General features: G+C 40.1%; 18 protein-coding genes, 1 tRNA gene and 1 pseudogene. 17 read left to right on the forward strand and 3 right to left on the reverse strand.

The window, feature by feature from the left end; translation table 11 throughout:
- Positions 1 to 211: 211 nt before the first annotated feature.
- The 7 genes from NQ550_RS00320 (at position 212) to NQ550_RS00350 (ending at position 5,630) form a co-directional block, all read left to right on the forward strand.
- A tRNA-Gln gene (locus tag NQ550_RS00320) sits at positions 212 to 283 on the forward strand.
- 182 nt (positions 284 to 465) lie between these two features.
- Positions 466 to 1,020 carry an RNA polymerase sigma factor gene (locus tag NQ550_RS00325; RefSeq protein ID WP_025578994.1) on the forward strand — a complete coding sequence of 185 codons (555 nt, stop codon included), beginning with the start codon at positions 466 to 468 and terminating at the stop codon, positions 1,018 to 1,020.
- Entirely contained in the window at positions 1,017 to 2,240 is a 1,224-nt protein-coding gene (locus NQ550_RS00330) for a DUF4179 domain-containing protein (RefSeq protein WP_025578996.1), read from the forward strand. Before NQ550_RS00325 ends, NQ550_RS00330 begins: the two co-directional genes overlap by 4 nt.
- A 79-nt stretch (positions 2,241 to 2,319) precedes the next feature.
- Positions 2,320 to 2,532, forward strand: a complete 213-nt coding sequence (locus tag NQ550_RS00335; protein WP_025578998.1) for a hypothetical protein — start codon at positions 2,320 to 2,322, stop codon at positions 2,530 to 2,532.
- A gap of 13 nt (positions 2,533 to 2,545) precedes the next feature.
- Entirely contained in the window at positions 2,546 to 3,013 is a 468-nt protein-coding gene (locus NQ550_RS00340) for a tyrosine-type recombinase/integrase (RefSeq protein ID WP_025579000.1), read from the forward strand.
- 51 nt (positions 3,014 to 3,064) lie between these two features.
- A complete protein-coding gene (locus tag NQ550_RS00345; RefSeq protein WP_025579002.1) occupies positions 3,065 to 4,156 on the forward strand; it encodes a PD-(D/E)XK nuclease family transposase in 1,092 nt (363 codons plus the stop codon).
- A gap of 199 nt (positions 4,157 to 4,355) precedes the next feature.
- Complete coding sequence (locus tag NQ550_RS00350) at positions 4,356 to 5,630, forward strand: AGE family epimerase/isomerase (protein WP_096788337.1); 1,275 nt, start codon at positions 4,356 to 4,358, stop codon at positions 5,628 to 5,630.
- A 117-nt stretch (positions 5,631 to 5,747) separates the two neighbouring features.
- Here the strand turns inward: NQ550_RS00350 and NQ550_RS22735 are convergent, their stop codons facing one another.
- The 3 genes and pseudogenes from NQ550_RS22735 to NQ550_RS00360 form a co-directional block, all read right to left on the reverse strand.
- On the reverse strand, positions 5,748 to 5,837 hold the full coding sequence (locus NQ550_RS22735) for a hypothetical protein (protein WP_242832751.1): 90 nt from the start codon (positions 5,835 to 5,837) through the stop codon (positions 5,748 to 5,750).
- Between the two features lie 27 nt (positions 5,838 to 5,864).
- Positions 5,865 to 6,110: pseudogene (locus tag NQ550_RS00355) on the reverse strand (alanine:cation symporter family protein); the annotation flags it as partial.
- Between the two features lie 63 nt (positions 6,111 to 6,173).
- Positions 6,174 to 6,818 carry a phosphoribosyltransferase gene (locus NQ550_RS00360; protein ID WP_022380834.1) on the reverse strand — a complete coding sequence of 215 codons (645 nt, stop codon included), beginning with the start codon at positions 6,816 to 6,818 and terminating at the stop codon, positions 6,174 to 6,176.
- Positions 6,819 to 7,473: 655 nt separating this feature from the next.
- Here NQ550_RS00360 and NQ550_RS00365 point away from each other — a divergent pair.
- From NQ550_RS00365 to pfkA, 10 genes are all read left to right on the forward strand, one after another.
- On the forward strand, positions 7,474 to 8,169 hold the full coding sequence (locus NQ550_RS00365; RefSeq protein ID WP_025579007.1) for a response regulator transcription factor: 696 nt from the start codon (positions 7,474 to 7,476) through the stop codon (positions 8,167 to 8,169).
- An 84-nt stretch (positions 8,170 to 8,253) separates the two neighbouring features.
- The gene (locus NQ550_RS00370) at positions 8,254 to 10,935 is read left to right on the forward strand and encodes a sensor histidine kinase (RefSeq protein WP_025579009.1); all 2,682 of its coding nucleotides are present in this window, start codon (positions 8,254 to 8,256) and stop codon (positions 10,933 to 10,935) included.
- A 135-nt stretch (positions 10,936 to 11,070) separates the two neighbouring features.
- Positions 11,071 to 11,781 carry an acyl-[acyl-carrier-protein] thioesterase gene (locus NQ550_RS00375; protein WP_008707812.1) on the forward strand — a complete coding sequence of 237 codons (711 nt, stop codon included), beginning with the start codon at positions 11,071 to 11,073 and terminating at the stop codon, positions 11,779 to 11,781.
- Positions 11,782 to 11,988: 207 nt separating this feature from the next.
- The gene (rhaD, locus tag NQ550_RS00380) at positions 11,989 to 12,819 is read left to right on the forward strand and encodes a rhamnulose-1-phosphate aldolase (protein ID WP_022380127.1); all 831 of its coding nucleotides are present in this window, start codon (positions 11,989 to 11,991) and stop codon (positions 12,817 to 12,819) included.
- 153 nt (positions 12,820 to 12,972) lie between these two features.
- Positions 12,973 to 13,665, forward strand: a complete 693-nt coding sequence (locus NQ550_RS00385; RefSeq protein WP_008707810.1) for an L-ribulose-5-phosphate 4-epimerase — start codon at positions 12,973 to 12,975, stop codon at positions 13,663 to 13,665.
- A gap of 420 nt (positions 13,666 to 14,085) precedes the next feature.
- The gene (locus tag NQ550_RS00390; RefSeq protein ID WP_025579012.1) at positions 14,086 to 15,312 is read left to right on the forward strand and encodes a hypothetical protein; all 1,227 of its coding nucleotides are present in this window, start codon (positions 14,086 to 14,088) and stop codon (positions 15,310 to 15,312) included.
- Entirely contained in the window at positions 15,302 to 16,120 is an 819-nt protein-coding gene (locus NQ550_RS00395) for an alpha/beta hydrolase (RefSeq protein ID WP_025579013.1), read from the forward strand. Before NQ550_RS00390 ends, NQ550_RS00395 begins: the two co-directional genes overlap by 11 nt.
- Before the next feature lie 235 nt (positions 16,121 to 16,355).
- Entirely contained in the window at positions 16,356 to 17,195 is an 840-nt protein-coding gene (locus NQ550_RS00400; protein WP_008707806.1) for a CvfB family protein, read from the forward strand.
- 58 nt (positions 17,196 to 17,253) lie between these two features.
- Positions 17,254 to 20,721, forward strand: coding sequence for a DNA polymerase III subunit alpha (locus NQ550_RS00405; protein WP_025579014.1), 3,468 nt, complete (start codon positions 17,254 to 17,256; stop codon positions 20,719 to 20,721).
- A gap of 72 nt (positions 20,722 to 20,793) precedes the next feature.
- Complete coding sequence (gene pfkA / locus NQ550_RS00410) at positions 20,794 to 21,792, forward strand: 6-phosphofructokinase (protein ID WP_025579016.1); 999 nt, start codon at positions 20,794 to 20,796, stop codon at positions 21,790 to 21,792.
- Position 21,793: the final 1 nt, after the last annotated feature.

A 21,793-nucleotide genomic window follows, 5' to 3' on the forward strand; every position in this document is an offset into this window, starting at 1 on the left:
AGACATTATTATAAACAGCAATAAGTTTTTATTGATTATAGCATAATTTCACTCTGAGTACATAAAAAAAGTCCCGGAAATAGGCGGTATTTTCATGTTTTTGAAGAAAAATAAAAAAAATTAAAAAAATTTCAAAAAAGGGGTTGCATTTTCCGGAAGACTATTATATAATACCAATTGTCGCGAACGAAGTAGCGAAAACAAAACATAAAGGGCTATCGCCAAACGGTAAGGCAACGGACTCTGACTCCGTCAGTTCAAGGTTCGAATCCTTGTAGCCCTGCTAAATGAGACATCTCGGTATGAGGTGTCTTTTTTTTGTGTGACTTGAAGGAGTGTGGGTCTTTTTCCTTTTTTATTGAAAAATTTTGTAACCTATGTATAATTTTTTCGACTTATATAATAAGAAGATGATATCCTGCAGGAATAATCATATCTTATTGAAACAATAAAAGGAGAAATGCGGTGGAGGATATAAAAATTATCGAGTTGTTTTTTAACAGAGATGAAACGGCAATTCAGGAGTTAAGCAATAAGTATTCGGGTTATTGTTATAAAATTGTATGGAATCTTTTAAATAATCATGAGGATGTGGAAGAATGTTTAAATGATACGTGGCTTGCTGCGTGGGAATATATACCACCCAGGAGGCCGTCTGTATTATCTGCATATGTTGGAAAAATTGCACGAGGATTTGCAATTGATTGTTTTCGTAAAAAGCAGGCTGCGAAGCGCATGGATGGGCATGTTGCTGACGTTTGTGGTGAAATGGATGAATTAAGCTTTTCTTATGTAGTGGATGAAAAAATCGCGGAAAAAGAACTGATAAAAATCATAGAAAATTTTCTGAGAAAACTGTCAGATTCAGACAGGGATATTTTTATCAGGCGTTATTGGTATCTGGATTCCATAAAGGATATTGCGAAAAGACATGGCGTATCCCAAGGGTGTATTAAAACAAATTTATGCCGTAATCGAAAAAAACTATATCGTATTTTGAAACGTGAGGTGTTGATATGAAAAAATACTTAGACTTTTCACAAGAGTTTGGAAAGGTTGATGAAGAACTGATAGCAGAAGCAGGAAAACCATGGACAATAAAGAGAGGCGATATTTTCAGGCTGTACAGGCGAAAAATCGGTCAGGCAGCAGCAATCCTTTTGGCTTTTATCACAGTGGCTGGTAATTCGCATGTTCAGGCGGCAGTTAAAGAATTTACTACAAAAATAGGAGAGCTGATGGGATTTTCCAAAGATTTGTCTGCCTATACAGAAGTGATAAATCAGGTACAGACAAAGAGTGGGATATCATTAACAATCAACGAAGTAATTTTGGATAATTATAGTTTGATTGTATCAGTAAAACCTGACTATGAAGAAAAAAAGAAAGAATCTCTATATTTATGGATTAATGATGAAAAAACATTGATTAATGGTAAGCGATATCAGAGTTTTAGCAGCACGACAAGGCTAATGGATTTGGACTCTTATACAAAATATGAGATGGATACAGAAATGGTTCTGATGCAGGAGTATGATGGTGTGGAACTGCCAGCTGGAGAAACAGAGATACATCTTGTTTTGGATGTGGGAAGTAGCGCGCCAATTTCTGAGAAAAATCGTTCTGAGAATATTACGGAGTTTGTTTATGACTTTACTATTACAGCAGAGCAATTAAAAGAGCAGACGATACGAAAGAAAATGAATATGGAAATTTCAGGTGGAGATGGAGGTAATCTGATTTTAAAGGAACTTGCGATGAACGATTTACATTCCAGGATTACGGCACTTGGGGTGACTCCGGATGATAAATGGCTTAATGAATATGAATTGAAACTGAAAGGCACAGATAGTTTTGGCAATCCAGTGAGTTTTGAAGGTGCAGGATTTGGACCGGAAAATGAATTGAGGTTCGAAACCAGTGTTTTTGGTGACTATGAAGAAGGCGATGTAGTTGATGAGGATAACTTCCAGATGTCGCTGCCAGACAAAAACTGTCAATATCTCGATTTACAATTGTATCAGAGAAAAATCCGGTGGGATTTACAATCAGCAGAACAACTGGATGATGAATATTATGTACAGGAAAAAACTGATTCTGACGAGATATATTCAAAAGAAAATAATTATGGATGGGAACCGGTTGGGGAGAAGTTTCGAATCCAAATAGATGAAGATTTAGATATTGCTGATAAAATTATTGGTGGTGCTGGTGAACCAACATATATAGATCTTAAGTAACCATTCAGCAGTCTATTATCTTGCAAGGATGCTGAACAGTTACTAAAAGATAGGTAGTGTAAAATAGTTTGTATTTTTTATGGCAGTTGCAAAGGAACAAATTCGACAGATCATCTCAGAAAACAACAGTAATAGCGTTGCAGATATATACACGCTTCTGAAAGAAAGTTTCAAGGATATCTTGCAGGAGCTGATATTGGATCACATAAAAATTCAGCAAATATTTTTGTCACAGGTGAAACTATGGAAAAAATGGGGATTTTTAGTTGTAAGGAGCTTATCTGGTAATTGAGAAAAGTATATCCATGGTAAAAAATCGAAATAAAGAATCTGATGAAGAAAACAACTATGTATCTCTGGAAGGTAGCACTAAGAATCAAAAGGCAAGAACGATAGAACTGAATAAAGAAGCAAAATATATCTTACAGAAAATAAAATACAGTCGGGACAGCAGTCTGCCAGATGAATTTATAGTGACCACAAAAACGGGAAAGATTAATACAGCTTCTAATTTAGAACACCGCATGAAAGTTATTATGAAAAATGTAGAATTACAGGGAGTTAAAGGTGGATTGCATATTTTCAGAAAAACATTTGCAACCAGAATGTATGAAAGTGGTGCACGAGTAGAGGAGATAGCTGCCTATATTGGTGATCTTGAGTCAACAACTCAAAAATATTATATTGCTATCCGTAAAAAGGTAGTTTCAAATGGAGAGGTACGACAGGTTGTTAAACTTCCCGGAATAAAAGAAGAGACAACTGTAGCGTAAAAGATTTGCTCAGCATAGGAGCTTTTGTCGAAATGTTTTTTCGAGGGAAACTTGCTGAAAATAGATGCTTGTGGTAACATAAAAATAGAAGAAGTAGAAGACATGCTTGCGGGAGATGATGATTATGGAACGGCAAACAGATATAGCCAGACAATAGAACTGGCGGCAGACAGAGCACGATATGATGAATGTGCGAAAAAATTGCTGACGTATAAAGCAGTTATTGCCTGGATTTTGAAGTCTTGTACAAAAGAGTTTTTGCAGTATAGCGTAAAATTTATCTGCGATAATTGTCTGAATGAAAATGTGGAGTTATCGGAACATGCAGTCCATCAGGATCAGCTGAATCGTGATGAAAGACTAAATGGCGATAAACGTTTGGATGGTTTAAACACAGAGGCAAATGCTGTCAAAGACCAGACAGTGTATTATGATATTCGTTTTAAAGCAACCCTGCCAGAGAGCAAAGAGCCGGTACAGCTTATTATAAATCTGGAGATTCAGTTAAATGATACACCGGGATATCCACTGGTAACAAGAGGTTTCTACTATTGTGCCAGAATGATTTCAGAGCAGTATGGAACGGTCTTTACAGATGAACATTATGAGAAGATACAGAAGGTATATAGTATCTGGATATGTCCTGATCCGGCGAAGAAAAGGAAGAATGGAATATTCAGATATCATACCGTTGAAGATTCTGTTCGTGGTAACTCGTTTGTGAAATCAGAAGCATATGACCTTATGGAAGTTGTCATACTTAATCTTGGTGATGCGGATGAAAGCAGTGATCTGGAAATTCTGGATTTGTTAAATGTGCTGTTTTCAACAACTGCAACACCAGAAGAAAAGAAGAAACGTTTAAATGATGAGTTTGATATTGCAATGACAGCAGAGTTTGAAAGTGAGGTGCGTGATATGTGTAATTTAAGTAAAGCACTTGTTGAGCAGGGCATTGAACAAGGCATTGAACGGGGAATCGAACAAGGTATTGGAAAAGGAATCGAACAGAAAAATTTATCATTGGCAAAAATGATGATTGAAGGTAACGAACCAATAGATAAGATTGCGAAATATACAGGATATGGAATTGACAGAATCAAGGAAATTGCAGAACAGATGAAAACACCTGTATCAGTATAAGAAATCTGATAGGTCAATTTATAGGTCAATTTAAAAAATTATAAGGCGAGGAAGCCTGAATTTACAGGGATTCTGACGCATGTTCTGACGGACTCTGACTCCGTCAGTTCAAGGTTCGAATCCTTGTAGCCCTGCTACATGAGGCACCTCGGTATGAGGTGCTTTTTTGTGCTATAAGAGAAACTGAAATTTTTTGGAAGTGAAAGGTAAGATTAAGATGGAAAATTCGGGTAAAAAATATCAGATAGATACAGAAGAAAATAAAATGTTCTTAGGTGAATTGCAGAAAAATCTTTTAAATTTTGGAAAAGGATTTTTATCACCGGGAGGAAGTGCTTATTTCCTTGGGGATGATGGAACACCATGGAAAGACAGAAACAGAGAAACATGGATCACATGCCGTATGGTCCATGTATATAGTATGGGAATCATGCTTGGGGATAAAGAAAGTCCGGCACTGGTCCATGGTGCTGTACATGGATTACTGGAAGAACTGAAAGATCGTGAAAATGGAGGATGGTATCCGGGAATTACACCGGATAATAAATTCCTGCCAGATAAACAGTGTTATGCTCATGCATTTGTTCTTCTGGCTGCTTCTTCTGCTTTGCTGGCAGGAGAAAAAGATGCAGAAACTCTGCTTAAAGATGCATTGGAATTATTTGATAAACGGTTCTGGGATGAGAAACAGGGACTTACTTATGATACCTGGAATACAGAATTTACAGTTCTTGATGATTATCGCGGTCTTAACGCAAATATGCATACAGTAGAAGCGTTTCTGGCAGTAGCAGATGCAATAAAAGAAGAAAAGTACAGAATACGTGCAGGAAGAATTATAGATCATGTTATTGGATGGGCAAGCGCAAATGACTGGAGAATACCTGAACATTTTACAAAGGAATGGAAAGCTGATCTTGATTGCAATAAAGAATGTCCTGCTGATCGTTTTAAACCTTATGGAGCAACACCGGGCCATGGAATTGAGTGGGCCAGATTGATCGTGCAGTGGGCATATTCTTCTTATAAAGATACCCCTGATTCTGCAGAAGTATATTTAAAAGCTGCAGAGAAACTCTACAACAGAGCAGTTGAAGATTCCTGGAATGTGGATGGAAATCCTGGAATTGTGTATACGACTGACTGGGATGGAAAACCTGTTGTTCATGACAGAATGCATTGGACATTGGCAGAGGCAATCAATACATCAGCAGTCTTATGGCATATAACTCATAAGCAGAAATATGCAAAAGATTATGAAGAGTTTATGAGATACCTGGATGATAAGGTATTGGATCATAAAAATGGTTCCTGGTTTCATCAGTTAGATGAAAATAATAATGTGATAGGAACAGTATGGCCGGGAAAATCAGATGTATATCATGCTTTTCAGTCAACCTGGATCCCATATGGAACACCATATATATCAATTGCTTCAGATGTAAAACAGTATATGGAAGTATGCCATCAATAAAGTAAGTGTTTATTTGTACCCGGCGTACAAGATTTCTGTAAAATGCAGCCAGAACCTGACGGAACAAGGTTCTGGCTGCATTTTACTTCAGGATGATAAAAAGAATGATGTGGGTAACTATTTTTTAATCTCCGGCTGGAATTCTTTTACATCTTTGGCAATCTCGCCGCTTAACAGGAGCATGCAGATCAGGTTCGGGATAGCCATCAGTGCGTTGGCGATATCGGAGAAGTTCCATACCAGAGCTCCGGGACCACCGGAAACCATGGCTGTGGCAACACCGACGATATTTCCGGTACCGATGGTGGCTGCCAGTGCGGTTGTCAGTGCGGAAAAAGGTGATACATCTCCCTGTCCGCGGCTCTTGGTGCGGGCTTCCTTGCTGAGTGTGCTTTTCAGTGCATAGCCAAGGTTACGCCATGTAAGAAATCTGGTGCGCACAGTCAGGAAGATACCGGTTCCGACCAACAGGATCAGCATCACCGGTCCCCAGACAAAGTCATCAATTCTGGTAACAATTTCTTTATAAAATACTTCGAAGATTTACAGAGCTGAATATCCGTAGCTGCTGACAATGGCATCGATTTTCTGCTGCCTCTGACACATTGGACATTTTGTAGATGAATAGGAATGATAGTCCGGTATATCTTTGGCGTTAAAAATAGAATATACAGGGAGAGAAGCCACGCTGTCTACGCTGCTGAATATGGCTGCGATACCTCTGATAGTGCCTCCGTAATACAGAATGCTCTCGATTGCTTTGGACAAAGTAGAGCCTGTGGTAATCGAACCATTGAGGATCAGTACATTTTTGCCCTTGATCATTGGCTGAAAATTATCACGGAAGATAATCTGTCCGGAATTGCTGGATTCAGGAGTAATCACGTAGATCGTCTGATGAGCATTCAGGGAAAAAATGCCGGCTTTGGTAAGTTCTTCAGAAAGATATGCGCCAATTACTTCCAGTCCGTCCATACAGATAATGGTATCAACAGGAGTAGATACTTCATAATTAGCAGCCAGTTCGTGAGCAATATTCTGTGCTTCGGCAGTTCTGGATTTCATAGTTGTAAGATCCAGATAGTGAGTGATATGTGACTGAGATGTGACGAAATGTCCGGGAATTACCTTCAGCTGAATGCGGCTGTCACCACGGGCGTAGATTTTTGTCATGTTTTCCAGATTCATAAGAATACCTCCCTCGTTGAAAAAAAACGTGTAACTGTTCAGTAGCTTTGCGGTTAGCAGACCATTGAACAGTTATAAATCAGTACACTAATCTTATAAAACATTGTAGCATTGTTTTGCCAAAAAATAAATAATATTGTACAAAATCAATAAAAAATTATGCGATATGTATGAAGATTGTTAATAAAATACCAAAAAACATATAACGATGATCCCCTGGTGCGTTGATGGAAGTATTATTTACGAGGGTTGCTATAGATTGGTTGTGAGTTATGGAGAATGGAATAAACAGTGATGGGTGTGGAAATGGGAAACAGAAGAGAATATTCTATAGAAGTAATATATGTGAAATGATATAATGATTTTCAGTCTATTATTGACTGTCAGAAAAAGAGAAAAGATGAGATAAAAAATGTATACAGCAGAACGAATAGAAGAATTGGATGAAAATAGGAGCCTGATAAAAGTGACAGATTAACAGCCTGATATTTTGACTGCGAAAAGTGAATAATCATAAGAAAATCTTAAGAATTTGTCCCTTTCATATTAAGAAGCTTCGATTATTCTAATATCAGAAATACAAAATAAGAAGCCGGGGTGTCTGTACATGAGAGATTTCAGACAGGCATTTCGGATGATGAGGGAGGTGTATAAAGTGGCGAATATTCTGGTCTGCGATGATGATAAAGACATTGTAGAGGCAATCAGTATTTATCTGGAGCAGGAAGGGTATGTGATTTTTAAAGCATATGATGGTTTGGAAGCAATCAATATACTGCGCAGTCAGCCGGTGGATCTGCTGATCATAGATATTATGATGCCGAAGCTGGATGGCATCCGGGCTACTTTGAAGATAAGGGAAGAGAATCCTCTTCCGATCATTATTCTTTCTGCAAAATCAGAAGATGCAGATAAGATCCTTGGATTAAATGTAGGAGCAGATGATTATGTGACAAAACCTTTTAATCCGCTGGAACTGGTGGCAAGGGTGAAATCACAGCTTCGCAGATATACAAGGCTGGGAGCAGCAATACCTGTGGAGAATGCTCATATCTACGAGACAGGAGGTCTGAGTATAAATGATGACCTGAAGGAAGTCAGGGTGGACGGTGATGTGGTGAAGCTGACACCCATTGAGTACAATATCCTGCTTCTGCTGATGAAGAATCAGGGAAGGGTATTTTCCATTAATCAGATTTACGAAAACATCTGGAATGAGGAAGCGGTTGCTGCAGATAATACGGTGGCAGTGCATATCCGGCATATCAGAGAAAAAATTGAAATTAATCCAAGGGAGCCAAGATACCTGAAGGTTGTGTGGGGACTTGGGTATAAAATTGAAAAAATTTAACCGAATCAAGTAGCGAAGCGGATGATTTTATCCGCTTGACCTAAATCAAGTAACGGAGCGAATGCAAAGGAAAGGGACAAAATTATGAAGGGAAAAGGATACAGGAGCAATGTTGCCAAGGCGGTCTGGATCGTGATCGTACATCTGGCGGCTGTGGCAGCTGTGATATGTGCAGCATTTTTTGTAATGATTTATCAGACGGGAATCCGTCTGGATGACAGAGGGAAAAGTTACATTCAGTCAGAGGGATTCAGGGAGCGTCTGAATTCCAGAGGTACGGATATTCTGGAAAGTCTGTCAGCAAAAGAGGATATAAATTACCTTACAAACGCAGGTTCATCGGCAGTGATCGATCTGGCAGAATTTAAGGAAAAGGAAATCAACCGTGATTCGTTGAGTGAGCTTTCTTTTAAGAATACATCTGGCGTGGCATATTCTGTAAAAGATCTGCTGGAGTGGGCGCAGGACTGGACCGGAGTTGGAGAGGGATATGATGATGTAAGCCTTGACGATGCAGGGCAGTTTATCCAGTGTAAGGCCTCGGATGGCAGCAGTTATTATTTTTCCTTAAGTGATTTTAAGAAACTGGTGACAGATGGAACATTAAAGGTTGATTACGATCAGGATATCATGGAAGAGTATGATGATTCCTATGAGACAAAATTTGCAGAAAAAACAGAAAATCAGAAAATAGATGCTGCCATTGAACTGGGCTACTGGAGCGATTCGGATAGCCGAAGTCTGGGAAGTATTACAGATAAAGAACATAATACAGAATATCCGGAGTTTTATTTCTGTGAGATAGAGGAATTTACAGAGAAATTCAAGCCTCAGGGTGCGGAAAGTCTTCCGGATGCAGTCAATTCCAGTACGGAATGGAATGGAAAACTTGAGGATGCCTATAATGAGCTGGCCAAGGTCCTGGACTGTATCAGAGCTGTTCAGGATGATATAAATGTCAGTGACTGTGCCATATCACTTACGTCTGTATACCATACGTCCGGAGACTATGAGGAAGGGAGTACCAATCTCACATATCTTTTCGCAGATAAAGAGAAAAAGACAATCTATACAAACAGAAAAGCATACAGCAGCTATTCACAGCTGGAGCAGAACCTTGAGACAATATTTAAAGAAAAAGCATATGCAGTTGTTTACCCGGAATTAAGTAAGTGTGTGACAAATATTCCGGATGCAGATCTGCAGGTGTGGAATCATACCATTGATCAGAGCTTTGACACAAAGGATTTTGTGTTTGCAGTTTCGGTTGATACGAAATTTTCTGTGGCAGATTCCATGGCTGATGAGGCAGAGAACTATGAGAAATATTCAAAGCTTATGTTTCCGATGCTGGCAGGAGCGGTCTTCGGAAGTGTGCTCTGGCTGATCGGTATGGTGTGGCTGACTGTGACTGCAGGAAGGAAACCGAAGGATGAAGAAATCCATCTGAACGGATTTGACAGATGGTATACAGAAATTGCGGCAGGAACAGTAATCGGTATATGGCTGGCAGGAACGATCATATCGGGAACTTTGATCGCCAACTCATCATTGGGTTACAGTCATGCGGTGGTGACAGTGATTGTTACCTGTCTCATATGTGGAACTTATACAATGGCATGGTTTCTGCTCGGGTATCTCAGTCTGATAAGAAGAATAAAAGCAGGTACCTTATGGAAAAACAGTCTGATTAGAAAAGTTCTGAAATGGATTGGAAAATGCAGTGGGAAGCTTGTCGATTTTGCCAGAGCTTTTTCCAGAAATACAGCAGAAAAAATAAAAGTTCTGCTTGTGGGAGGAGCATTTTTATTCTTGCAGTTCCTGATTATTGGTTGCGGATTCACAGGTGCAGGAGTATTCCTGATAATATTACTGATCGTAGATGCGGCTGCTGTGATTTTTATCATCAGAAAAGCGGATGGGCTGGATCTTATTATGGATGGTCTGAAGAAAATAAGCGATGGAGAACTGCAATATAAGATCAAAACAGATACACTTACAGGAAAACAGAAGGTGATGGCAGAATATATTAACAATATTGGCAGTGGTCTGGATGCTGCTGTGGAGAACAGCCTGAAAAAGGAAAGAATGCAGACAGAGCTGATCACAAATGTTTCCCATGACCTGAAAACGCCTCTGACTTCCATTATTAATTATGTAGATCTGATGAAACGGGAAAATCCGACAGATCCGAAAATACAGGAATACTTACGCATCCTGGATGAGAAATCCCAGAGACTGAAGGTGCTCACAGAGGATGTGGTAGAGGCATCCAAGGCAAGCACCGGAAACATCAAGCTGGAGATGAATGATATTGATTTTGTGGAAATGGTGCAGCAGGTGATCGGAGAATTTGAAGAGAAATTCCAGGAGAAGAATCTGACTATGATGGTACATTTCACAGACGAACCGTCCATTATCTACGCAGACGGCCAGAGAATGTGGCGTGTTCTGGAAAATGTATTCGGTAATGTTGTGAAGTACGCAATGGAAGGTACCAGAGTTTATGCAGAAATCAGCAACAGAAATAAAAAAGTAACTTTTTCTCTGAAAAATATTTCAGCACAGCCCTTGAATATCTCTGCGGATGAACTGACAGAACGGTTTATCAGAGGAGATGTGGCGAGAAATACAGAAGGAAGCGGATTGGGATTATCTATCGCAAAGAGCCTGACAGAGCTGCAGGGCGGTGAGTTTAAGCTGTATCTGGATGGGGATCTGTTTAAGGTAATGATCACATTTGTAGCAAAGAATTACAGTAAATAATATAACGTATAACAAAGATAAGGCATAGGCCAGTTTATAAAAACTGTTTTATGCCTTATACTTTTGGCTTGTTATAATAATAGAAAAGAAGTATATTAAAAAATCATAGCGACATAAGAAAAGGGGATATAAAAAATGAATTATAGTTTTAACAGCAGAGTCAGATACAGTGAGACAGGTGAGAACGGCAAACTGACATTACCGGGTGTTTTGAATTATTTTCAGGATTGCTGTACATTTCATGCGGAGTCGGTCGGGCTTGGAGGAGACGTGCTGAAGGCAAGAGACAGAGCGTGGGTTCTTTCTTCCTGGCAGGTAATTGTGGATGAATATCCTGCTATGGGAACGGAAATCAGGATCACGACAGCACCTTATGATTTCAAAGGATTCATGGGTATGCGTAATTTCACCATAGAAACAATGGATGGGAAGAAGCTTGCCTGGGCGAACTCCAACTGGACACATCTGGCCATCAGTACAGGGATTCCGGTGAGATTGACACCTGCAGATACAGACAATTACATACTCGGCGAAAAGCTGGAAATGGATTATGCACCGAGGAAAATCAAACTTCCGGATGACATGACTTCACAGGAATCATTCACAGTGCAGAAGCATCATCTTGACACTAATCATCATGTAAACAACTGTCAGTATATCTGTATGGCAGAAGATTTCCTGCCGGAAGATTTCAAAGTATACCAGATGCGTGCAGAGTATAAGATGCAGGCAAAACTTGGAGATATAATCTGCCCGAAAGCAAAAGCAGAAACAGGAAAGGTGATTGTATCGCTTGATGATACAGACGGAAAAGCATACGCAATTATAGAATTTCAGCAAAAATAACGGTAAAAATCTTGTGAATAGGATGAATAGCAGGACAGAATTGACAAAGATATTTCGGAATTGATGTGTGGTTTTGTGAGAGATTTTTTGAATAAATTATTTACAAACAACAAGAAACAATATATAATACATTCATAAACAACAAGAAACAACATATTGCTAAAAACAAACAACACAAAACCACAAAAAGCGGAGGGTATATATATTATGAAAATTCTGGAATCTAAATTTGTACAGGGATTTATCAAAATGGCAAATGACGGTTATCTTCAGGGATGGCATGAGAGAAACGGCGGAAACTTAAGCTATCGTCTGAAACCGGAGGAAGTAGAGATGATTCGTCCCCGTCTGAATGCACCTGGAGAATGGATACCGATCGGGGTAGAGGTTCCGGGATTAGCAGGAGAGTTTTTCCTTGTAACGGGAAGCGGTAAATATTTCAGAAATATTATCGTGGATCCGGAAGTATGTCTTGCGATCATTGAATTGGATGAGACAGGAATGAATTACAGAATCCGCTGGGGCCTGGTTGAGGGCGGCAGACCTACCAGTGAGCTTCCGACTCATCTGATGAATCATGAAGTGAAGAAGAAACTGACAAACGGAAAACATCGTGTTATTTATCATGCACATACGACAAATACAATTGCTCTGACATTTGTTCTGCCACTGGATGATAAGATCTTTACAAGAGAGTTATGGGAATCTGCTACAGAGTGTCCGGTTGTATTCCCGGACGGCGTAGGTGTTGTCGGCTGGATGGTACCGGGTGGAAGAGAAATTGCCATAAGAACAGCAGAATTAATGAAGAAATATGATGTTGTTATCTGGGCACATCATGGAATGTTCTGCTCAGGTGAAGATTTTGACCTGACATTTGGTCTGCTCCATACGGTAGAAAAATCTGCAGAGATCCTGGTGAAGATTCTTTCTATGACTCCAAATAAACTTCAGACTATTACACCGGACAATTTCCGTTCACTTGCAAAAGATTTCAAAGTAAGCCTGCCGGAAGAATTTCTGTATGAGAAACAGTAACAAAATAATCAACATACAAGTTGGTACATGTACCGTACAAGTGCTATAATACAGATATTAAGAGATTTTCCGGGCGGGATATACACAAAAAGCCGGAATATCTGAAAGCTATTGTAAAAGAATATCTGAAAAGTAAAAGGAGAGGTACGAATCATGCTGGAGAAATTAAAAGAGGAAGTTTACAAAGCAAACATGGATCTTCCAAAATACGGACTTGTTACATTTACATGGGGAAATGTAAGCGGAATCGACAGAGAATCAGGACTTTTTGTCATCAAACCAAGTGGAGTTGATTATGATCTGCTGACACCGGATGATATGGTTGTTGTAGACCTGAATGGAAATAAGGTAGAAGGAAAATACAATCCATCTTCTGATACAGCAACTCATGTAGAACTGTACAAAGCATTCCCGAATATCGGAGGAGTTGTACATACACATTCTTCATGGGCAACAAGCTGGGCACAGGCCGGAAGAGCAATCCCATGTTATGGAACCACACATGCAGATTATATTTATGGTGAAGTTCCATGTGCACGCTGCCTGGAAGGCAAGGAATTTGAAGAATATGAGAAAAACACAGGACTTCTGATCGTAGACCTGTTTAAGGACAAAGATTATGAAGCAGTACCTGCAGTACTTTGCAAAAACCATGGACCATTTGCATGGGGCAAGGATGCTCATGAAGCAGTACATAATGCAGTTGTTCTTGAGGAAGTTGCCAAGATGGCATCCCGCTGTGAACTGATCAATCCACAGGTAAAACCTGCACCACAGGATCTGCAGGATAAGCACTACTTCAGAAAACATGGTGCAAATGCATATTATGGACAGGGAAATAAATAATTGCTGATCTGAAAATAAAAGATATGAACTTGTTAAAGATATAAAAAATCTCCCGGATAAGAGTAAGCGCTTCTCTTATCCGGGAGATTTTTTGTAGCAGAAGAAACAAGGAAAATTCTTCTGCCATATTGCAGAAAGTCCGGGCAATTTTCTGCAACTTTATCGAAGGAGGAGAACGTTTCAGGGCAGACCGTTAGCATGAATGCAAAAGATGTCATGATCCTTGAAAGATAATAACAGCTGAACTTTAATATTGTATGGTTCGTTTAATTTGCAGTAAACGGGACAGCAACATTTTATTTTGCACCTTAACAATTACATATATTTACCTTATAATGAACTCATAAGAAAATGCAAGAAATTAGGTTGATATACCGGAATAGTAACAGTAAGGATTTCAGACAACCGGAGGAAATGCATATGAAAGAGCAGCAGGAAAAAATAAGAGTATTAGATCCACATATAATACTGATATTATTTATATCAGCGTTTGTATTCGGCATAGGAATTCTGATGATTTTCCTGGAAAGAAAGGAGATAAGAACAGAGGGATATGAATTTATAATTTTTAGTGTGGAAATATTAATGTTGCTGTTAATCTTGTATTATATGAGAACTGTTGTGCTGAGCAGAGAAGGCTGTACGGTATCCTGGCTGTTTTGGAAGAGAAATTATAAATGGGAAGAGCTTGCTGTTATCAGAGAGGATGTCTGGTATACATATGGTAAAGGAGGGAGCATACGTTATCAGGGGATTGTATTTTCCAAATATGCAGTAAATAAGAAGAAAAAGAAATATACTACCAGGATGATCGTTGATGCGTTTCCGCTTTCAGATTGTTTTTACATTACTTTTGATGAACATGGCAATGTTTTTTCTTATAAATTAGAAAAAGGAAAAAAGCAAGTTATTAGAAAAATGTACGTAAATGTTCGTGAAAAAATGAAGGAATGGGGAGTGGAGGCAGAAAAAGGAGAGGGAATAAAAGAAGAAGAAAAACAAAGACAATATGATGAAATGATAGAATTGAGGAGGCAACAAAGAAAAAAAATTCAAAGCAAAGGAGCAGACTGTACAAATTTAAAAGAATATCAGCAAGAAGTAATAAAGATCAGAGATTTTTTGCAGATAACCATGGTAATACTTATTACGGTACTGCTTATTTGGACAGGGCTGTCTGCTGAAGAGGGAGAAAGAATTCCAATATTGATTCTTGAGTTTTTGATTGATGTACCATTATTGTTTTTCTCTTCAAAAGTCGTAACATTAAGTAAAGAAGGCTGCAAAATATCGTATCTGTTTTTCAAAAAAATGTATAAATGGGAAGAACTTGAAATTATACGTGAAGATTATTTTCCAAGTTTCCGAGACAGGAGAAGCAGAGGGATTGTTTTTTCTAAAAGAAAAAAGAATAAAGCAGGATATATATATACAACACGGGAAATTGTAGGATCAGGTCATATTTTAGAGTGTTTTTATATTGTTCTTGATGCAGATGGAAATATACATTTATATAAGCGTCTGGCAGCAAAGGATGGCAAAACAAAACTGAGAAAAGTAGCTGTAAATATTCCCCAAAAATTAGCGGAATGGGGAGTAGAAATGGAAAAAATGATGAAATATACAGGAGGAACTTATGATTTATAAGAAGATTGAAATTGCAGTAGACGGATATAAAGAAACTGCAGATTTATACACTTATTTTCTGGATAATTCCATTGAAATGCATATCAACAGAAAGCGTCCGGTAGTTGTGATCTGCCCGGGAGGCGGGTATGCTATGACTTCTGACAGAGAAGCAGAACCAATCGCCATGCAGTATCTGGCAAGGGGATATCATGCAGTGATCCTGCGCTATAGCGTAGAACCTGCCAGATATCCACTGGCACTCTTGCAGCTTGCGAAGTCTGTTGCTTTTTTAAGAAAAAATGCTGCAGAGTTTCATATTGATACGAATAAAATTGTTCTGCAGGGCTTTTCCGCAGGTGGTCATCTGGCAGCAAGTCTGGGTGTTTTCTGGAAGAAAGATTTTATTGCACAGACACTTGGGGTAACTTCTGATATGGTGAAACCAAATGGTATGATCTTAAGTTATCCGGTGATCACTTCCGGTGAGTTTGCACATACAGGTTCCTTTGAATGTCTGCTTGGAGAGGATTATAATGATCTGGATAAACGAAAAGAACAGTCCCTGGAATTCCAGGTATCCAGAGATACACCGCCAACATTCCTGTGGCATACAGTGACGGATGACTGTGTTCCTGTAGAGAATTCTCTGTTGTTTTTTAACGCACTGCGTAAATTGGAAATACCTGTAGAGATGCATCTTTATCCGGTTGGCGGACATGGACTGAGTCTTGCAAATGAAGAGACAAGCTATGAAGACGGAGGCTGCGTGCAGAAAGAGTGCCAGTCCTGGATAGAACTGGCGTGCAAGTGGATGCAGAATATATAATACACGATAAAGAATCTGTCTGAGTGTATGTGAAATCGAGTTGGAATAAAATACATTCTGATCTATAGTGAACAGTAACGTAAAATAAGATAATAAAAAATAATAAGGCGGCATTGTGCCGCCTTTATTATTTATGTTATACTGAAATATAAAGCTAATGTCAGAGGATGATGAAAGTATAGTATATTTTTAATTTTCTTTAAAAAGATACTATCACAACAGAAATGGAGATTATATGATAGAGTTAGGAAAAAAACAGAAATTAACAGTAGTGAAGTCCGTAGATTTTGGTGTATATCTGGGTGAGGATATGCAGGCAGATGCAAAGAACCGTGTTCTTCTTCCGTCCAGACAGGTTCCGGAAGGAACAAAGGAAGGCGACAGCATTGAAGCATTTATCTACAAGGATTCTCAGGATCGTCTTATTGCAACAACAAAAGAACCGAAGCTTCAGGTAGGTCAGACAGCAGTTCTGAAAGTCTCTCAGGTAACAAGGATTGGTGCATTCCTTGACTGGGGACTGGAGAAAGACCTTCTGCTTCCATATCATGAACAGACTCTGAAAGTAAGAGAGGGAGAAGATGTGCTGGTAGCACTCTATATTGACAAGAGCAGTCGTCTCTGCGCAACTATGAAGGTTTATCATTATCTTTCCACCAGAACTCCTTATGTAGTGGGAGATATGGTGAAGGGCCGTGTTTATGAGATCAGCGACAGATTCGGTGTATTTGTGGCAGTTGATGATAAATATTCTGCACTGATCCCTGCAAGAGAAGCCAAGGGAAAATACCGTCCGGGCAAGATTCTGGAACTGCGTGTCAGCGAAGTAAAAGAAGACGGAAAAATGAACGTCACAGATCGTCAGAAAGCATATCTTCAGATCAATGAGGATGCGGAGAATGTCCTTGAAGTAATCAATGAATTTGCAGGTGTTCTTCCATTTGATGACAAGGCATCACCGGAAGTGATCCAGCGAGAATTTGGTCTGAGTAAGGGAGCATTTAAACGTGCCATTGGCCATCTGATGAAGGAAGGCAAAGTAGAGATTAAGGACAAGAGAATCTACGCGAAATAATAACAGTAAAAATATACTGCGATAAAATTGCAGATATTAGAACAGGAGAGAAATAGAGTTGGAGTTTACACATCTTCACGTCCATACAGAATACAGTCTGCTGGATGGTTCCAATAAGATAAAAGAATATGTAGCCCGTGTCAAAGAACTTGGCATGGACAGTGCGGCGATCACAGATCATGGAGTCATGTACGGTGTGATTGATTTTTATCGTGCAGCAAGGGCCGAGGGAATCAATCCTATTTTGGGATGTGAGGTATATGTAGCTCCCGGTTCCAGATTTGACCGTGAAGCAGGAAGCGGCGAAGACAGATATTACCACCTGGTTCTTCTGGCAGAGAATAATCAGGGTTATGCAAATCTGATGAAAATTGTGTCCAAGGGTTTTACAGAAGGATTCTATTATAAACCGCGAGTAGATCTTGCGGTATTAAAAGAGTACCATGAAGGGATTATTGCCTTAAGTGCCTGCCTTGCAGGTGAGGTTGCCAGATATCTTCAGAGAGGCATGTATGAGGATGCAAAGGCAGCAGCTCTTCGTTATCAGGATATTTTTGGAAAAGGCAATTTCTTCCTGGAGTTACAGGATCATGGAATTCCTGCGCAGAGACTGGTAAATCAGGAACTTCTCCGTATGCACGAAGAAACAGGGATTGACCTTGTTACAACCAATGATGTGCATTATACAAGGGCGGAGGATGCTGATCCTCATGATATTCTTCTCTGTCTGCAGACAAACAAGAAACTGGCAGACGAGGACAGAATGCGTTATGAGGGCGGCCAGTATTATGTGAAATCCCCGGAAGAAATGGCAGAACTTTTCCCATATGCTTTGGAGGCCCTGGAGAATACTCATAAGATTGCACAGAGATGTCATGTTGAGATTGAATTTGGCGTGACCAAGCTTCCAAGATTCGATGTGCCGGATGGTCTTACATCCTGGGAATATCTGAACAAGCTATGCTTCGAGGGACTGGAGGAACGTTATCAGCCGGTTACAGAGGAATTAAAAGCTCGTCTGAATTACGAATTATCTACTATAAAAAATATGGGCTACGTGGATTACTTCCTTATAGTATGGGATTTTATTAAATATGCCCGCGATCATGACATTATGGTAGGACCGGGACGTGGCTCTGCAGCGGGAAGTCTGGTTGCTTATACCTTGGGCATCACACAGCTTGATCCTATTCGCTATGATCTGCTCTTTGAGCGATTTCTGAATCCGGAACGAGTATCTATGCCTGATATTGACGTTGACTTCTGCTTCGAAAGAAGGCAGGAGGTTATTGAATATGTCCGCCGTAAATATGGGGATGATTGTGTGGTTCAGATCGTTACTTTTGGTACGCTGGCAGCCCGTGGTGTGATCCGGGATGTGGGCCGTGTACTGGATATGCCTTATGCACAGGTGGATTCCATTGCGAAAATGATCCCGCAGGAATTAAATATTACTATAGATAAAGCCCTTACTATGAACCCTGAGCTGAAAAAAGCATATGAAGAGCAGGATGAAGTTCATTATCTGATTGATATGGCAAGACGTCTGGAGGGACTTCCCAGACATACCTCCATGCATGCGGCAGGTGTTGTTATCAGCCAGAAGGACGTATCAGAATATGTACCGCTTTCCAGAGCATCAGACGGGTCTATTGTCACTCAGTTTACCATGACAACACTGGAAGAATTGGGACTTTTGAAAATGGACTTCCTGGGACTTCGTACTCTGACTGTGATCCAGAATGCAGTAAAGCTGATCCAGAAGGATGCAGGAGTGACTCTGGATATGCAGAAGATTAATTATGATGATAAAAAGGTTTTGGATTCCCTTGGCACCGGTCGTTCTGATGGTGTATTTCAGCTTGAAAGTGCGGGAATGAAAAACTTCATGAAGGAACTGAAGCCTCAGAGTCTGGAAGATGTGATCGCAGGAATTTCTCTTTACCGCCCGGGCCCCATGGATTTTATCCCTCAGTATATCCGGGGCAAAAACCGTCCGGATACCATCCGTTACGACTGCCCTCAGCTGGAGCCAATCCTGAAGCCTACTTATGGGTGTATTGTCTATCAGGAACAGGTTATGCAGATCGTTCGTAACCTGGCAGGTTATACTCTGGGCCGAAGCGACCTGGTGCGCCGTGCAATGTCCAAAAAGAAGGCCTCTGTCATGGAAAAGGAGCGCCAGAACTTTGTTTATGGAAATGAAGCGGAGGGAGTTCCCGGATGTATTGCAAATGGAATTGATGAGGCAACGGCAAATAAAATATATGATGAAATGATTGATTTTGCCAAATATGCTTTTAATAAGTCCCATGCAGCAGCCTATGCAGTTGTTTCCTATCAGACTGCATATCTGAAATATTACTATCCTGTGGAATTTATGGCCGCATTAATGACATCGGTTATTGATTTTCCCAATAAGGTTGCAGAATATATTCTGGTCTGCAGACAGATGGGGATTAAGATCCTGCCGCCGGATGTGAACTGTGGAATGTACGGATTCTCTGTAGATAACGGTGCGATCCGATATGGTCTGTCCGCTATAAAGAGTGTGGGACGTCCGGTTATTGAAAGCCTGGTAAGAGAGAGGGAAGAGAACGGACAATATCGTTCCCTGAAGGATTTTATGGAACGAAACTCTCCGCAGATGAATAAGCGAGCAGTAGAAAACTTTATCAAAGCAGGTGCGCTGGATTGCCTGGATGGTAACCGCCGCCAGAAAATGCTGGTTTATCAGAAGATTTCCGACAACATCAGTCTGGAGAAGAAGAATTCACTGGCCGGACAGATGAGTCTTTTTGATCTGGTAAGCGAGGAGGACAAGAAAGAATTTGAAATCCGTATGCCCGATGTGGAGGAATTCGGAAAAGAGGAACTTCTGGGATATGAGAAGGAAGTTCTGGGAATCTACCTCAGTGGTCATCCTCTGGAAAATTACCGGGAAATGATGGAGAAAACCATTTCTGCGAAAACCTCTGATTTTCAGCAGGATGAAGAAACAAATCTTCCGAAAGTCATGGATGGTCAGAAAGTAATTATCGGTGGAATGATTACGGATAAAACCATCAAATATACAAAGAATAATAAGGTTATGGCATTCCTCACAGTGGAGGATCTGGTAGGAACAGTGGAGGTAGTTGTGTTCCCCAGAGATTATGAGAAAAGTCAGCAGTTCCTGAATGAAGAAGGCAGAGTATTTATTCAGGGCAGAGTATCTGCAGAGGACGATCGCGCCAGTAAACTGATCCTTGAAAAAATCCGTCCCTTTGACAATATGCCAAGGGAAATCTGGATACAGTTTGACAATAAAGAAAGCTACACACAGCAATCTCAGGAACTGCTTGCAGACCTCAGACGTTCACCGGGTGACAGTGCTGTTGTGATCTACCTGAAAGACGTAAAGGCCATAAAGAAGCTTCCGATTGGATATCATGCACAAATTCAGGACTCATGGCTGAATTATATGTACGAAAAATATGGTAAAACCAATGTTAAAGTTGTAGAAAGAGGATTGAAAAACTTATAGAAATGCGCTAAACTATACCCGGATATGTGTATAGTAAAAATGAGATAGATTCAGAAGATGGAGGAAGAAAAGATGGCAGAAAACAAGATAAAAACCATTGGTGTCCTTACCAGCGGTGGTGACGCACCTGGAATGAATGCTGCAATTCGTGCAGTTGTCAGAAGAGGTTTAAGCAATGGATTAAATGTAAAAGGTATTCTGAAAGGATACAATGGTCTGTTAAACGAAGAGATTATTGACATGAGCGCAAAAGATGTATCTGATACAATCGAGCGTGGAGGTACAATCCTTTATACAGCACGTTGTGCAGAATTCCGTACAGAAGAAGGCCAGAAACGTGGAGCAGAGATCTGCAGAAAACATGGAATCGACGGACTTGTTGTCATCGGTGGTGACGGATCCTTCGCAGGTGCTCAGAAGCTTGCGAATCTCGGAATCAATACAATCGGTCTTCCCGGAACAATCGACCTTGACATTGCATGTACAGAATATACCATCGGATTTGATACAGCTGTAAACACAGCAATGGAAGCAATTGATAAAGTACGTGATACTTCCACTTCTCATGAGAGATGCAGTATCATCGAGGTTATGGGACGTGGTGCAGGATATATTGCTCTGTGGTGCGGTATTGCCAACGGTGCTGAGGACGTTCTGGTTCCTGAAAAATATGACTATGATGAGCAGAAGCTGATCAATAACATTATCGAGAGTCGTAAGAAAGGCAAAAAGCATCACATCATCATCAATGCAGAAGGTATCGGTCATTCTGAAGCAATGGCAAAACGTATCGAAGCTGCCACAGGTATCGAAACACGTGCTACAATCCTTGGACACATGCAGCGTGGTGGAAGCCCGACATGTAAAGACCGTGTATATGCATCTATGATGGGTGCCCTGGCTGTAGACCTTCTTGTTGCAGGCAAGACATGCCGCGTTGTCGGATATCGTCACGGTGAATTCGTAGACTTCGATATCAATGAAGCACTTGCTATGCAGAAAGGTATCTCTGATTACCAGTGGGAAGTATGCCAGTCACTTTCTCATAACTATGATAAAAACAACAAATAAC

Origin of the sequence: Blautia wexlerae DSM 19850, assembly GCF_025148125.1 — a bacterium.
Taxonomy (GTDB): domain Bacteria; phylum Bacillota; class Clostridia; order Lachnospirales; family Lachnospiraceae; genus Blautia_A; species Blautia_A wexlerae.